16 protein-coding genes and 2 pseudogenes are annotated in these 14,822 nt (G+C 39.0%); 8 read left to right on the forward strand and 10 right to left on the reverse strand.

Translation table 11 applies throughout. The annotated features are described in order from the left end of the window. Nucleotides 1-28 precede the first annotated feature (28 nt). Genes AC07M3_RS11065 through AC07M3_RS11080 form a run of 4 tightly spaced genes read right to left on the reverse strand, consistent with a single transcriptional unit; the run spans nt 29 to nt 2,952 of the window. Nucleotides 29-466 carry a 2-amino-4-hydroxy-6-hydroxymethyldihydropteridine diphosphokinase gene (locus AC07M3_RS11065; RefSeq protein WP_494567306.1) on the reverse strand — a complete coding sequence of 146 codons (438 nt, stop codon included), beginning with the start codon at nt 464-466 and terminating at the stop codon, nt 29-31. Then, a complete protein-coding gene (gene folB, locus AC07M3_RS11070; RefSeq protein WP_004643300.1) occupies nt 423-803 on the reverse strand; it encodes a dihydroneopterin aldolase in 381 nt (126 codons plus the stop codon). The genes AC07M3_RS11065 and folB overlap by 44 nt, the downstream gene beginning before the upstream one ends. A gap of 15 nt (nt 804-818) precedes the next feature. Next, complete coding sequence (locus AC07M3_RS11075) at nt 819-2,117, reverse strand: ABC1 kinase family protein (RefSeq protein ID WP_005039653.1); 1,299 nt, start codon at nt 2,115-2,117, stop codon at nt 819-821. 58 nt (nt 2,118-2,175) lie between these two features. Further along, the gene (locus AC07M3_RS11080; RefSeq protein ID WP_494567307.1) at nt 2,176-2,952 is read right to left on the reverse strand and encodes a HesA/MoeB/ThiF family protein; all 777 of its coding nucleotides are present in this window, start codon (nt 2,950-2,952) and stop codon (nt 2,176-2,178) included. Between the two features lie 171 nt (nt 2,953-3,123). On the opposite strand from AC07M3_RS11080, the gene AC07M3_RS11085 reads away from it, so the two are divergent. Beyond that, nucleotides 3,124-3,702, forward strand: a complete 579-nt coding sequence (locus AC07M3_RS11085; protein WP_133746902.1) for a flavin reductase family protein — start codon at nt 3,124-3,126, stop codon at nt 3,700-3,702. Nucleotides 3,703-3,838: 136 nt separating this feature from the next. On the opposite strand, the pseudogene AC07M3_RS11090 reads toward AC07M3_RS11085, so the two are convergent. From AC07M3_RS11090 to AC07M3_RS11100, 3 genes and pseudogenes are all read right to left on the reverse strand, one after another. Next, a pseudogene (locus tag AC07M3_RS11090) lies at nt 3,839-3,958 on the reverse strand (acyl-CoA dehydrogenase family protein); the annotation flags it as partial. A gap of 7 nt (nt 3,959-3,965) precedes the next feature. Beyond that, nucleotides 3,966-4,091: pseudogene (locus tag AC07M3_RS11095) on the reverse strand (acyl-CoA dehydrogenase family protein); the annotation flags it as partial. 19 nt (nt 4,092-4,110) lie between these two features. Further along, complete coding sequence (locus AC07M3_RS11100; protein ID WP_447603838.1) at nt 4,111-4,881, reverse strand: 3-hydroxyacyl-CoA dehydrogenase; 771 nt, start codon at nt 4,879-4,881, stop codon at nt 4,111-4,113. Nucleotides 4,882-5,051: 170 nt separating this feature from the next. Here AC07M3_RS11100 and AC07M3_RS11105 point away from each other — a divergent pair, with 170 nt between their 5' ends. The 3 genes from AC07M3_RS11105 to AC07M3_RS11115 all read left to right on the forward strand — a co-directional run bounded on the left by AC07M3_RS11105 (nt 5,052) and on the right by AC07M3_RS11115 (nt 8,135). Then, the gene (locus AC07M3_RS11105; RefSeq protein ID WP_494567308.1) at nt 5,052-6,080 is read left to right on the forward strand and encodes an AraC family transcriptional regulator; all 1,029 of its coding nucleotides are present in this window, start codon (nt 5,052-5,054) and stop codon (nt 6,078-6,080) included. A gap of 237 nt (nt 6,081-6,317) precedes the next feature. After that, on the forward strand, nt 6,318-7,292 hold the full coding sequence (locus tag AC07M3_RS11110; RefSeq protein WP_494567309.1) for an aliphatic sulfonate ABC transporter substrate-binding protein: 975 nt from the start codon (nt 6,318-6,320) through the stop codon (nt 7,290-7,292). Between the two features lie 3 nt (nt 7,293-7,295). After that, complete coding sequence (locus AC07M3_RS11115; RefSeq protein WP_494567310.1) at nt 7,296-8,135, forward strand: ABC transporter permease; 840 nt, start codon at nt 7,296-7,298, stop codon at nt 8,133-8,135. A gap of 2 nt (nt 8,136-8,137) precedes the next feature. Here AC07M3_RS11115 and prmC read toward each other — a convergent pair whose 3' ends face one another. From prmC to AC07M3_RS11130, 3 genes are all read right to left on the reverse strand, one after another. After that, nucleotides 8,138-8,953: a peptide chain release factor N(5)-glutamine methyltransferase gene (gene prmC, locus AC07M3_RS11120; protein WP_199989870.1), complete on the reverse strand. Its 816-nt coding sequence runs from the start codon at nt 8,951-8,953 to the stop codon at nt 8,138-8,140. Next, entirely contained in the window at nt 8,953-10,041 is a 1,089-nt protein-coding gene (gene prfA / locus AC07M3_RS11125; RefSeq protein ID WP_003652455.1) for a peptide chain release factor 1, read from the reverse strand. Before prfA ends, prmC begins: the two co-directional genes overlap by 1 nt. 294 nt (nt 10,042-10,335) lie before the next feature. After that, nucleotides 10,336-11,175, reverse strand: a complete 840-nt coding sequence (locus AC07M3_RS11130; RefSeq protein ID WP_494567420.1) for a type 1 glutamine amidotransferase domain-containing protein — start codon at nt 11,173-11,175, stop codon at nt 10,336-10,338. 119 nt (nt 11,176-11,294) lie between these two features. Between AC07M3_RS11130 and AC07M3_RS11135 the strand changes: the two genes are divergently transcribed. From AC07M3_RS11135 to AC07M3_RS11150, 4 genes are all read left to right on the forward strand, one after another. Further along, a complete protein-coding gene (locus tag AC07M3_RS11135) occupies nt 11,295-12,197 on the forward strand; it encodes a LysR family transcriptional regulator (protein WP_494567311.1) in 903 nt (300 codons plus the stop codon). A 195-nt stretch (nt 12,198-12,392) separates the two neighbouring features. After that, the gene (locus tag AC07M3_RS11140; protein WP_005039626.1) at nt 12,393-12,812 is read left to right on the forward strand and encodes a glycine zipper domain-containing protein; all 420 of its coding nucleotides are present in this window, start codon (nt 12,393-12,395) and stop codon (nt 12,810-12,812) included. A 236-nt stretch (nt 12,813-13,048) separates the two neighbouring features. Then, nucleotides 13,049-13,561, forward strand: a complete 513-nt coding sequence (locus AC07M3_RS11145; RefSeq protein ID WP_494567312.1) for a glycine zipper domain-containing protein — start codon at nt 13,049-13,051, stop codon at nt 13,559-13,561. A gap of 131 nt (nt 13,562-13,692) precedes the next feature. Next, the gene (locus AC07M3_RS11150; RefSeq protein WP_494567313.1) at nt 13,693-14,697 is read left to right on the forward strand and encodes an LLM class flavin-dependent oxidoreductase; all 1,005 of its coding nucleotides are present in this window, start codon (nt 13,693-13,695) and stop codon (nt 14,695-14,697) included. Nucleotides 14,698-14,822: the final 125 nt, after the last annotated feature.

The raw sequence follows: 14,822 nt of genomic DNA on the forward strand, positions 1-14,822 counted from the left end.
ATTTGCGTAAAATATAGAGTAAAAGACGTTAAACTTTAAAATTGACTACCGGATAAAGTACTGCTTTAGACTTTAGGGTTTCACAATTCCATAATTCATATAAAGGAATTTTTACGTCTAGTGCCAAAGGTAATTTTTTAGAATTAAATTGCATATGGTCTAGATCAGTTCCCCATGCAATCAAATCTACATCTAAAGAAATATGATGTGATGGACGAATACGCCCTGTGTCTGATTCAAGTTTTTTTAAGAAAGCTTCTATTTGTGAAGGATTTAAAGAACTTTTTAATAGACATGCTGAATTCCAGTAATCATCTCCAATGCCATCTCGGCATGGAATTTGATAAACCGATGAAAACTGCACTTTCCCCAATGTTGCCAATTGCGTATAAGCAAAAGTAAAGTGTTGTTCTGCGTCTAAATTACTCGCTAGAGCGAGCGCAAAAATTATTTCTGGTGCGTTCAAGACGAATTCCTACAGCATTAGCTTCTGCAATGATGGCGGGCTTACGGATGGTAATGGTAATTTTTTCAATCGTTGGGAAAGTTTCGAACAAACATTCCAAGACGAGATGTGCTGCATGTTCGATTAATTCAGGCTTAGCTTGTTGAATAGTTTGAGCCGATAACTCACAAATCTGTGCATAATTGAGTGTATCTTCAAGTTTGTCAGACTGTGCAGCTCGGCTCAAATCATTATGGATGGTTAAATCCAACATTAAAGGTTGAATGATTTGTCTTTCCCAGTTGAAACAACCAATGACTGTTTCAACCTTTAACCCTTCAATAATAATGGCATCCATAAATTTAAACTGACCTTAGTGCTTTAACAACGAAGCAGGTTCCATATTTTGAACCATTTTCAAACGCTGGTCTGCATAAATATCGGTATATGGTGCGAGTACGCGCATAAAACGATCGAAATAAAGCATTTGCTTAAATAATAAAGCAAAATCTCGTGGGAATTTAATACCGTGGCGCTCACCGACACCCACCATATCCATCATAATGTCGTTTAAATCGGCAGGATTGGTAGACAGAATTTGCTGTGGGTCAGCCATTAATACGCCATTAAATAAACGCTCCAAATCTTGTGCCAATACTTCCACATCAACTTTGTTATGTGTCATGCCCATTTTCAGCATGTTTTCGGCCATCGCTTGATAATCAGTCTTTTGCAACGCATCCATAAACGCAATACATGCTGTCCAGACTTCTGGCTTTAACTGCCCCACAATACCAAAATCAATAAAACCAATTCGACCATCTTCGAGCAGCATCAGGTTTCCAGCATGTAAGTCCGCATGGAAACTCTTACATAGCATGAGACTACCAAACCATGTATTCATTGCAGTAATCAGCACTTGTGATGGATCTTTTGCGTATTGTTTCACCACACTAAAATCTGTCAAAGACACACCATATAGACGTTGCATGGTCAAAACACGGCGTGTTGAAAATTGGTGATAAACCTTAGGTGCAGTCACAGCATGGTTTTGAGAAATATTCAAATATTCAATAAAGTCATCTAGATTTTGTGCTTCTTCAATAAAATCAACTTCACGCACCATACGACTTTTGATTTCATCGACAATTTCAGAAAGTGCAGCAAATTTGATTTTAGGTACTGCACGTTCAAGCAATTTGGCAGCCCAATGCACCACACTTAAATCAGTATATAAAATGGTTTCTACACCCGGCTTTTGTACTTTAATAACGACATCTTCGCCTGTAGTCAGTTTAGCTGCATGAACCTGAGCAATTGAAGCAGAAGCTAATGGTTTTTCATCAATATAGCTAAAAATCTGACTTAAATCGCGCCCTTCAAACTCAGAGTCAAGTACACCTTGAATATAACTAAATGGCAGTGTTGGTGTCTGGTCTAAACAACCTTGAAATTCTTCTACATATTCACGAGGGAAAAGCGATGGAGTACTCGCAATAAACTGACCAAGTTTGATGTAAGTCGAGCCAAGCGATTCAAAGGTTTCCCGCATGAGTTTGGCATTACTTGGTTTTTCAGTTGCGTATTTAATCCCAGCTTTGGCGGCAACCACTGCTGTTTCACCAATACGGGCGACAGAACGTAGCCCATCAAACAAAATATTTTTTTTCATATTTCTTCAAAACCAAATCATTCAGGTTGAGTGTAGCAAATTTTATTTCATTTACTGATTAACTTGCCTGACAAACTGGGCAATTTATATCTTTATCAAAATTAACAATGCGTTGTGTCATGTTTAAGCCACCCCACAGTAATAGTTTCTGTTTTAAAGGGGTAGAATTGAGCCCTAAATAGAGCAAAGTGTGATGTGCTTGTAATGACGCTATCATTACAGGAGTAGTCGCAAGCACCCCAGATTCCGCACAGCGTAGGCCTTCATTGCTATGCTGTTCTTTAGGAAATAAACATTCATAACAAGCTGAATCACCTTCAACCATAAACATTTGTGCCTGAAAACCAATTGCTGAAGCACTAATTAATGCAACCTGATGCTTCTTACAAGCGGCATTTACCAAATAGCGTGTTGTAAAGTTATCACACCCATCCAATACCACATCTTGGTGTTCAACAAGTCTATCAATGTTATGTTCATCTAAACGTTCGTTATAGTATTCAACGCAGATATAAGGGTTAATTTTCTGTAACCGCTTTGCCAGAACTTCAGCTTTATAGCGTCCAATATCTTCATGACCAAATGCAATTTGACGTTGTAAATTACTTATCTCAATGGTATCGGCATCAATGAGTGTAATTTTCCCAACCCCTGCTCGCGCTAGTAACTCTGCACTGCTACATCCTATTCCACCAGCCCCAACAATAAGCACATTGGCAAGTTTGAGTTTTTCCTGAGCTTCTATATCCCATCCATCAAGTAAAATCTGACGGCTATAGAGATGCATTTCTTCATCACTTAACTCTACAAAATCGATATCTTGAAGCTCGGTCACGCGTTAATCCTTTCACTTAGAAGCCAAATGATTTTATGACTAAGTCAGGCATTAGGAAAGGTATAAAATAAAAACGGCATTTTATTCTTTAAACTTTTATCCACCACATTACTTCTCTCAAGCTTTCTGCAACAATAGAAATATCTATTTTCTTTATTACTTAGGCTAAATATGTCCCAATCATATATTGCACCTGTAGAGTTAGAAAAAGCTTATCGTTTGTTAAATCATGGCCCAACTGTACTTGTCTCTGCTCAGCATGGAGATGACCGAAATGTAATGGCAGCCGCTTGGGCATGTGCATTAGAACTCACTCCTGCCAAAGTAACTGTTGTTCTCGACAAAAGTACTAAAACTCGTCAGCTTGTTGAACAAAGTGGTTATTTCACCCTACAAGTTCCCTGCTATGCGCAGCTCGATATGACCCATCAACTTGGTACAATTAGCAAATTAGATGATCCACAAAAACTTGAACATTGTGGTGCCGAGCTCTTTTATCAAGAAGGTCTTACCAGCCCATTAGTATCTGGTTGCATCGCATGGCTCGTATGTAAACTCATTCCTGAACCTCACAATCAGTCAGCTCATGATTTATTTATTGGTTCTGTTGTCGGTGCTTGGGCCGACACTCGAGTATTTAAAGACGGGCACTGGCACTTTCAAGATGCACCAAAAGAACTTCGAAGCCTGCACTATATTGCTGGCGGAACGTTTTATTTAATTGGTGAGCAAGTTAAAGCTCAGCTTTAATCATCAAAATATAGTTTTATTTAACTTTCTGAAGTGTATTTAATCGAATTAAAACCAGAAAATTTCGATTGCAAAAAACCGCATGGTATTTGCGGTTTCTTGCAGCATTAACACTTAAACTAAATATCTTTATTGTTTAAATTTGGGTAACTTCACGAGCAATCACTAAACTTTGAATATCGGAAGCCCCCTCATAAATCTGGCTCACCCGAACATCACGATAAATTCGCTCTACCTGAAAATCACTCACATAGCCACCATGAATCTTTTAATTCCTGAGCAGGAAACTCATGGGTTTTATCCCGATGAGCAGCTGTAGGTTTTAACTGATTTTGTGCATAGTTACGCATCATCTCCTGAACCATACTTTGTTCAGCACTTAAAATCATTTCAACGTCCTTATTTTTACTATTTTGCTGCCATACGAATTGCACCATCCAAACGGATGACTTCACCATTTAAATATGAATTTTCAGCAATATGCCCAACTAAACGAGCAAACTCTTCTGGCTTTCCTAAACGAGACGGATACGGCACCATTTGTCCTAAAGCATCCTGAACATTTTGTGGCATACCTTTAAGCATCGGAGTTTCCATAATTCCCGGTGCAATCGTCATAATTCGAATGCCATGTCGCGCAAGCTCACGAGCAATTGGCAATGTCATGGCAACAATAGCGCCTTTAGATGCTGAATAAGCTGCCTGACCAATTTGACCATCAAATGCTGCAACTGAGGCTGTGTTTACAATTATACCTCGGTCCTCGTCCCCTGCTTCAACTGTATTTTTACTCATCGCATCTGCCGCAAAGCGCAGCATGTTAAATGTACCTGTCACATTAATTTGCAGAGTTTTTGAAAATAACGCCAAATCATGTACACCTTCACGGCCCACAACTTTAGCCGAAGGGCCAATACCCGCACAGTTAACCAAACCATGCAAACTGCCATGCTTGACCAATACATCCTTAAAGAACTGTTCAGCAGCAGCTTCATCGGTTACATCAAGTTTTACAAAGTCAGCTTTTGATCCTAATTGTTTTACTTGCTGCTCGCCTGCTTCTACATTCATGTCTACCAATGTGACAGAGGCACCTTGTTGCACCAAATATTCAGCAGTTGCAGCTCCCAAACCAGAGCCACCACCTGTAATCACGAAATGTTTCCCTTGAATTTTCATTATGTAACGTCCTAATAGAAATGTTCTTTAAACTTAGTAGTGAGAGTAAAAGTTGTTGTTTTCCGATACAATTTCAAAAAGCCTCAAAATGTTTGCAGCTTTTGATCAATCCGAATTTTAAATATGAAATATTTCACTCGAAATATATGAAGAAAATATGAGTCTTTGACATGGTTGTCCAATCTTCTTTAAGTAAAGGAACTATTTCGATTGCACTGGTACATGAAGCACTGGGTGCTGCTTATGCCAAAGGGCTAAATACTCAAATAATTCTAAATAAAGCAGGAATTCCTGCCGAATTGCTGATGTCTCCCAAGGCTCGTGTGCCTGTTACGACATATGCACAATTATGGATAGAACTTGCCAATGCCATGAACGATGAATTTTTTGGTATGGATAGTCATCCTATGCGTCGAGGTAGCTATAAATTACTTACTAAACTTGTCAGTACGGCGGAAACTTTAGAAAAGGCCCTTTACGATATTTTGAAATTTTTTAATTTTATTCTGGATGATCTACAGGGTGAATTAATTCGGGACAAGCAAAAAGCCTATTTGGTCATTCGTGATCGTGAAAAACCCAAACGTATGTTTACCTACGCGACCTTTTTAATGTTGGTGCATGGACTCATGTGCTGGTTAGTGGATCAGCGAATTGGCTTGAATAATATATCGCTACGTTGCCCTAAACCCCAAGATATTCAGGACTATTTAGTACGTTTTGGTGAAGATATAAAATTTAATGCCGAGATAAATCAAGTTGAATTCGATGCTCACTATTTAGATATTAAAATTAAAAAAGATAAAAAAGCACTTTATGATTTCTTAGAGCAAACTCCGCAAAATCTTTTAGTTCGCTTTAAAAATGAAAATGCATTAAGTGTTCTTATTCGCCGCCATTTATTGAAACTTCATCCTGCTCAATGGCCCGAACTTAAAGATGTTGCACAACAGCTCAATATTTCTGAAGCTACAGTTCAACGCCGACTGAAACATGAAGGCGTCAGCTACCAGCAAATTAAAAATGAAATTCGCTGTGATATTGCTGTTGAACGTTTAAGTAAAACCAACGATTCAATTCAAGATATTAGTGAAGACTTAAGCTTCCAAGATCCAAGTGCGTTTCACCGTGCCTTTAAAAAATGGACTGGCGTCAGCCCAGGCGCTTATCGAAATAATTTAACTTCACACAAGCAATAATATAAATATCGCAAGCTTAAAAAATAATGATTAAGCTTATGATATTTATATCTTTTAAATTCAATATTTCAGATAAGTACATTACTTAAAATTCAACAATCACTATAAAAACAGTGAGTTATAATTTTATCTAAACTTTTATCTTTCAATCTGATTTATAAATCAAAATAACTAAGTTTGTAAGCCATCAAAGCCATGGAAGGATGATCTATTATTTATTCCAGTTATATTTTTATTATGTCTTTAAAATCAAAATTTTCTCTACCAGACACTTTGTTGGCATCAACATTGGGGCTTGTATTTGTTTCATCTGCATTTGCAGCAGTTCCAACCACACTTAAACTTGATTATGCCTACTATGCACCAACCAGTTTAGTCGTAAAAGATCAAAAACTTCTTGAAAAAGCACTTCCAAATACTCAAATTAAATGGGTTTTTAGCCAAGGCAGTAACCGCTCGCTAGAATATCTCAACAGCAATAGCATCGATTTTGCGTCTACCGCGGGGTTAGCAGCTGTATTAAGTCGAGCGAATGGCAGCCCAATTAAAACTGTTTATGTACAAAGCCAGCCAGAATGGACCGCTCTTGTGGTAGCAAAAGACTCACCAATTAAAAATCTAAAAGACTTAAAAGGTAAGAAAATTGCAGCAACCAAAGGCACAGATCCGTTTTTATTTACCTTACAGGCATTAGACACAGTAGGCCTAAGTAAACGCGATGTGCAACTGGTTCATTTACAACATCCTGATGGAAAAACTGCTTTAGAACGTGGTCAAGTAGATGCTTGGGCTGGGCTTGATCCGTTAATGGCTGCGGCTCAAATTCAGTCAGGCGCCAAATTACTTTATCGTAATATTGGATTTAACAGCTATAGCGTACTGAGTGTTAAAGAAGATTTTGCAAAGCAAAGTCCTGAAGCGGTTGAAGCAGTGATTAAAGCCTATGAACAAGCCCGAAAATGGGCAAAAGCTAATCCTGATAAAGTGGCAGCACTTTTAGCTCAAGAATCAAAACTCCCTCTACCTGTAGCTAAACTACAATTGAGCCGAACCAACTTTGATCAAGGCATTCCATCGGCAACTCAAGCACAAGCACTGAAACGTTCGGGGAAAATTTTGACAGAAGAAGACTTGGTCAGAAAAGGCACCAACGTCAATCAAGTGGTTGATCAGTTGTTAGATCCTCGCTTTGCTCAAAAAGTCGTGAAATAGTATATGAGTGATTCATTTAACAAAGCTGAGCTAAATCACTTCTTAGCTCAGCAAGCTTTAAAATCTCAAAAAAAGCATTTAAACAATAAATTTACACGTTGGTTTAAAGCACTGCTCATTCCCGTAATCTTTTTAGTGGGTTGTGAGTTTTTAGTCAGAAATGGCTACGTCGATGCTTATTTACTACCCGCGCCAAGTAGTTTGTGGCAATCTTTTTTGGATTTAGCTCACAGTGATCTTTTTGCCCATATTTATATTAGTACATGGCGTGTTTTAGTAGGTTTCATTGTAGGGAGTGGTTTAGGGTTAATTTTTGCAATTTGGGTTGGATTAAGTAAAGAAGCCGAAGCGTATTTGGAACCAACTTTTTCAGCAATTAAATCAATTCCAAGTCTTGCATGGATTCCATTGTTATTACTTTGGTTAGGAATTGATGAAGGTTCTAAAATTACGCTGATTGCAATCGGCGCTTTTTTTCCAACCTATACCAATACGGTTGCAGCGATTCATAACGTCGATAAAAAACTGATTGAAGTTGGAAAAGTTTATCGGCTTAATGCTTTTCAGCGTATTGTATCTATTATTTTGCCGGCAGCATCTCCGGGAATTTTAACCGGTTTACGCAACAGCTTAAGCTTATCGTGGATGTTTATGATTGCAGCTGAACTGATTGCAGCCACTCAAGGAATCGGTTATTTACTCAGTGATGGTCGAGAAACATCCCGCCCTGATATTGTCATTATTGCAATTATTTTATTAGCCCTATTGGGCAAATTGACCGATACCTTAATGAAAATTATAGAAAACTGGTTGTTACGTTGGCGCGATACACTACAAAAATAACTTTAAATCCAGCACGCCAAAGTGACTCGATCATTTTGGCCGTAGTCTTGAATGGTTTTAATTTCACTAAAACTATGCTCAGCAAATATATTTCGAACAGCCTGTCCCTGATCATAACCATGTTCAAGAACAATCCAGCCTTGTGGTTTTAACCAGTTTTTTCCTTGAGTAATAATAATTTCAATATCAGCCAGTCCCTGATGATCTGCAACCAATGCACGGCGTGGCTCTGTCGCCAAAGCCTGCATGTGTTCATCCTCAGGGTCAATGTACGGCGGATTAGAAACAATTAAATCAAATTGCTGTTTGTCTAAAGCATCAAACCAAGCACCACAAGCAAATTTCACTTGTTGTAATCCATGGGTTTGCGCATTCTCTTTTGCAACTTCTAAAGTCGGTGCATAAATATCAGTTGCCGTTACTTGCCAATCTGGGTGTTCACTCGCTAATGCAAGTGCAATCGCGCCTGTTCCCGTTCCCAAATCCACAATATTTGCATTCTTTGGCAAATTTAGATTTAAAACGGTTTCAACCAAAACCTCAGTATCAGGTCGTGGTACTAAAGTATCAGATGTTACTTTTAAATCGAGCGTCCAAAATGGCTGTGAACCTGTTACATAAGCTAAAGGTTCACCATTTTGAATACGCTCAAGCCCAGCCAAGTAGTCTTGCTCTTGTTGAATTGTTAACTCTTGCTCAAGTTTAAACTTTAATTCAAGCGAATTGATTTTTAGAAAATGCTCAAGTAACCAAGCATTTTCCTGACGTTCATAACTGTCAGGCTCACCACGAATTGCAAGCGCTTGAGCAATGTTCATTAGCCGCCATTTTCCTGAGCAAGCATTGCAAGCTGATCTGCTTGATATTCACGATGCAAGCTATCAAGTAATTCAGTTAAATCACCTTCCATAATGGCATCTAACTTATATAAAGTGAGGTTAATACGATGGTCAGTCATACGACCTTGCGGATAGTTATAAGTACGGATACGTTCAGAACGGTCACCAGAACCCACTAAGTCACGACGCATTTCAGAAGTCGCTGCATCTGCCGCCGCACGTTTCGCATTTTCTAAACGTGAAACTAATAATGCCATCGCTTTGGCTTTGTTTTTATGTTGTGAACGTTCTTCCTGACATTCAACAACTGTACCTGTTGGAATGTGAGTAATACGTACCGCAGAATCGGTTTTGTTAATGTGCTGACCACCTGCACCAGATGCGCGGTAAGTATCAATACGCAAATCTGCTGGGTTAATCTCGACATTTGTATCGACATCAATCTCAGGCAAGATCGCAACTGTACAAGCCGATGTATGCACACGACCTTGTGACTCAGTTGCAGGCACACGTTGCACACGATGTGCACCACTTTCAAATTTTAGGCGACCGTATACTCCATCACCGTCCACACGGCAAATGACTTCTTTAAAGCCACCATGCTCACCTTCATTTTCAGAAAGTACTTCTATACGCCAATTTTGTGTCTCGGCATATTTACTATACATGCGGAATAAGTCACCAGAGAAAATTGCAGCCTCATCGCCACCCGTTCCGGCGCGAATTTCTAAATAAGCTGCATTAGAATCATTTGGATCTTTTGGAATCATCAAAATATTGAGCTGGCTTTCTAACTCTCCAAGCAACGCTTTATTCGCTTGAATTTCTTCTTCTGCCATATCTTTAAAGTCAGGGTCAGACTTCATCAATTCAGCAGTTTCAATATCTTCTTCTGCTTGACGGTATTTGCCCCAAACTTCGGTAATTTCAGATAAATCACTATGTTCACGAGACAATTTACGGAAACGTTTGTTATCGGAAATCACTTCCACATCTGCAAGCAACGCGGTAAGTTCTTCATGTCGATCACAGAGTTGATCAAGTCGTAAACGGAGTGACGCTTTCATAAGAGGAAATATCTCAAAAGTCCAAAAAGCTTATCGAACGCTATGTAAATATAGAAGATAAGCAAAATCGTAAAAATAGCGCATAGTTTACAGATTATGCCGCTCAAATGACATATATAATCAGCCAATTCATCAACTTTCACAGTAAGTAACAACTTATAAATATAATGATTTCAGATGAGATTTATTTACTCGCCTATAATTTAGCTTTTTTATAGAAATTAATACACGTCACCTTTTTCACCCAATAAGGCAATAGAGGCTTTATTCATAAAACCTCTTTACCATCTCTATTTATTTTAATTTTTCTAATAATGTTTTACCCACCAGAACAGCCGAGGCTGGATTTTGTCCTGTAATAAGTTCACGATCCACCACGACATTTGGAGTCCAAGCATTCGTATTACTTTGATATTTACCACCAATTGACTGTAATGCCGTTTGTGGATAGAACTTCATTTCACCACCTTTTAACAAAGCCTTCGCTTGTTCTTCTTCTTGGTTACTAATCACAGTCATCCGATAGTTCTTATAAATCCACTCTGCAGTTTTTACGGTTTTGCCTTGCTCAAGTTGCTGAACGACTTCAGAAGCATTAGGTAACGTTGACATCAATGCAATAGGGCCATGGCAAACCAGCGCTGTAGGTTTTCTAGCTTTATGAAAAGCTGTCAAAACTTTCCCAAGTTGTTTATCTTTTAATAGATCTTGCATAGGTGCATGTCCACCTGGAATATAAATAGCATCGAATTGATCAACCCCAATTTGCTCAATACGCGACAGACTCAAAACTGGAGATGCTTGAGGCGACGTTAACTTTAGATCATGCAATAAGCCTTCATATTGCTTTAATGCTTTTTCATCTTGATTAAAATACATCGCCCTATTTGATGACTCATCTAACGTCGGGGCTTTCCCTTTTGGTGTAGCGAAAGTTACGGTGTGCCCTGCATCTAAAAGCATTTTTGTAGGCTGCATTAACTCATTTAAATAAAAACCAGTCTTAAAAATATGACCATTTTTTAGCTCTAACTGCCCTTCATCAGACAATACAACCAATACATGAGCAGCATTTGCACTCAATGCTGCCGAAGCGGTCACTACTGCGAGCATTATTTTATTTAGAGATTTCATCATTCAACCTTCATTCCGGCCTTGTGCTGGATTTATAACTAGGATGGATATATTCTATTTTTGCCAGCAAGGTAGAAAAACAACCACATTTACAAATCTTTTTTGCGTTTGAGGACAAAATGTCTCGTCAATTTGACCATCTTGCCGATGTTGAAGTGTTTTTAATTGTGGCCGAAAAGCTTTCTATTAGTGCAGCTGCAATTTATTTGTCCACAACGCCTTCAGTCATTAGTAGAACAATTACGCGGCTGGAGAAAAAGTTAGGTATTCAGTTTTTTAGAAGGACTACTCGTCATTTAAGCTTGACTGAAGCAGGTCAACTTTATTATGAGAAAATGCAGCACGCTTTTCAGCTAATCGACCATGCAGAACGTGTGGTTCAAGGTGAACAACTGCAAATTTCTGGAAAAATCAAATTAAGCGTTCCTACAACTTATGGACACTATCGCTTACCACCTTTATTAGAAAAATTTCTTTTGCAATATCCAGACATTCAAATTGAAATGAGTATATCTAATCGAAACGTCGATTTAATTGCTGAGGGTTTTGATTTAGCCATTCGTCAAGGCCATCTCCCTAATAGCTCTCTTGTAGCCAGACCGCTCGAACTGGCTCCGCTTCAACTTGTTGCTTCACCTAATTATTTAAAACGTATGGGCGTCCCTCAAACTTTGGAAGAATTAAATCATCACCAATGTATTGCCTTTGAATTACCGAGTAGTGGCAAGATAACCCCATGGTTCTTTAAAAATGGTGATCACCAAATTCAGTGGACACCAACAAATCAGATTTTAGTAAAAGAAGATATTTTAGGCGTAGTTTCTCTTGCTGAAAGTGGATTAGGGATATGTCAGAGTTACAGCTTTATTGTTAACGAAAAAATTCAACAAGGAAAATTACAACCTTTACTTGAGACTTATGCTGGTCACTCACGTCCCTTCTCTTTACTGTACGTACAACATAAACATATGTCTTCTGCCACCAGAGCTTTGATCAATTTTCTATGTTCAGTTCACGAATAATGAACTCATTAAAACTAAATGAGACTCATATTTATCTATATGAGTATTAAATATTCTATTTTAATAGAAAACATACAAACCTGACACTAAACTACAATAATGAATTGATGGTTCTCCATATTTTAAGAAACGTGTTTTGTTACATTTGCCGTAACAAAAGATTAGGGTCCTGCTGCTAAGGACACGGAGTAAAAAATGAAATTAAATGCTTGGTTATGTAGCGCTGTTTTAGCAACTTCTATGGTTACTGTAGCTCATGCAGACAATACAACACATGTAGCAGCCGCTTCTGCTTTAGGTAGTGTCGCTGGTACTGCAATTGGTAAAAGCATGGGTGGTACATCTGGCGCAACAATTGGTGCTGCTTTAGGTGGTGCTGGTGGTGCAGCAGTTGCAAGTGACCGTCGTCACCGTACAGAATCTGCAATTGGTGGTGGTTTAGGTGGTGGTGCTGGTTATACCGTTGGTAGAAGCATGGGCGGTACAAATGGCGGTTACGTTGGCGCTGCTCTAGGTGCTGCGGGTGGTTCTGCTTTAGGTAATAAGATTTCTAAAGACCGCGATGCTGACAGATCTTCTAAGCACTGGAAGAAAAAACACCGTCGTCATCACTAATCAAATTTGATGAAACGTCACTAAGCACCTTCGGGTGCTTTTTTATTAGGACCAACAAATATTCACCACCTCTCTTTTGCTCAGGATTTATCCACAAATTAATAGAAACAATACAAACAGACACAAAACTAGCGTATCGCCTTTGGGGTTCTCCATAATTATCACGAAATTTTTGATTACATTTATCTCAAGATAAAAATACTGTCCTTTCAGTAAAAAGGACATGGAGCTGCAAGATGAAAATGAATATTTGGTTAGCTAGTGCATTAATTGCAACATCGTCTATAGTGACAGTTGCACATGCAGATAATGGTACCCGTGTTGCTGCAACCTCTGCGTTAGGTAGTGTTGTGGGTACGGCAATTGGTAAAAGCATGGGTGGTACAACAGGCGCAACAATTGGTGCTGCTTTAGGTGGTGCTGGTGGTGCAGCCGCAGCGAGTGACCGTCGCAATCGTACTGAAGCTGCCTTGGGTGGTGCTTTAGGTGGTGGCGCTGGTTATACAGTCGGTAAAAACATGGGCGGTACCAACGGTGGTTACATCGGTGCTGCGGTAGGTGCTGCGGGTGGTTCAGCGCTAGGTCGTAAAGTTTCTGAAGATCGTGACTACAATGATCGCTATGATCGTGGTAGCCGTTATGATCGAGATGATCGTAGATATGACGATGGTGACCGTCGTTACTATAGTAAAGGTGGCCATCGCCGTCATGACAATGGTTTACATCGTGGCTGGTATAAAAATCGCTAATTTGTACATGCATGAAAAGCACCCTCGGGTGCTTTTTTATTGAAAGATAAGACCTAATATCGAAAAAAAACGATATACATTAATCCCTATATATCGTAGTATTTCGATATACCCTTATTCGAGAATATCGCATGCGATCACTTCAAGATACCAAGTTTTCAATTTTGGAACTTGCTCCTATTCGTAATGATAAAACCATCGAATTTTCGTTACGTCACGCATTAGAATTAGCACAACATGCAGAGAAATTAGGTTATGAACGTTTCTGGCTTGCAGAACATCACAACATGGATGGAATCGCGAGCTCTGCTACGGCTGTCTTACTCGGTTTTATTGCAGCACATACACAGCATATTCGCTTAGGTTCAGGCGGGATTATGCTTCCTAACCATGCTCCTTTAGTTGTCGCAGAACAATTTGGAACACTTGCTACTTTATATCCAAATCGTATTGAACTAGGTTTAGGCCGTGCTCCTGGTACAGATCAACTCACCATGCGAGCTTTACGTCGTGGGCATCAAGAAACAGAAGATCAATTTCCAAAAGATGTTGTCGAAATCCTAAGATATTTTGATGTACCTCAAGCAGGACAAAAGATTATTGCAACTCCAGGGCAAAATACACATGTTCCTGTTTGGTTACTTGGATCTAGCCTTTTTAGTGCGCAATTGGCTGCAAAACTTGGTCTACCCTACTCATTTGCGTCGCATTTTGCACCACGTATGCTAGGCCAAGCCATCCAACTCTATCGTGAGAACTTTGAGCCTTCTACTTATTTAGATAAACCTTACGTTTCTATGGGTGTACCTGTTGTTGTCGCAAATACGGATGAAGAAGCACAGTTTTTAGCAACAAGTGCATACCAACGTGTATTAGGCTTAATTCGTGGCGAAAGCTTAAAACTTAAACCGCCAGTTGAATCAATGCAGGGACTATGGAATACAGCAGAACAGCTTTCTGTTGAAAACTTCTATGCAATGGCACAAATTGGCTCGGTTGAGACTGTTCGCACTGGTTTACAAAAACTTTTAGCGACATACGATGTTGATGAGTTTATTTTTACATGTGATATATACGACACAGCGAAGCGTCTAGATAGTTTTACGCAACTCATAAATGTAAAAACAGAACATTAAAACTCTGCTTCGCTTTCCCATACTTGAATGGATTTCGAGTATGGGGTGACCATCTATCTGAAAAGACTTTACCCCAACTTCCTGCTTGGTTATTTATATTAAAACGATAAAAACATCATGATTGA

The organism is Acinetobacter sp. GW821-FHT09D10, assembly GCF_059416285.1.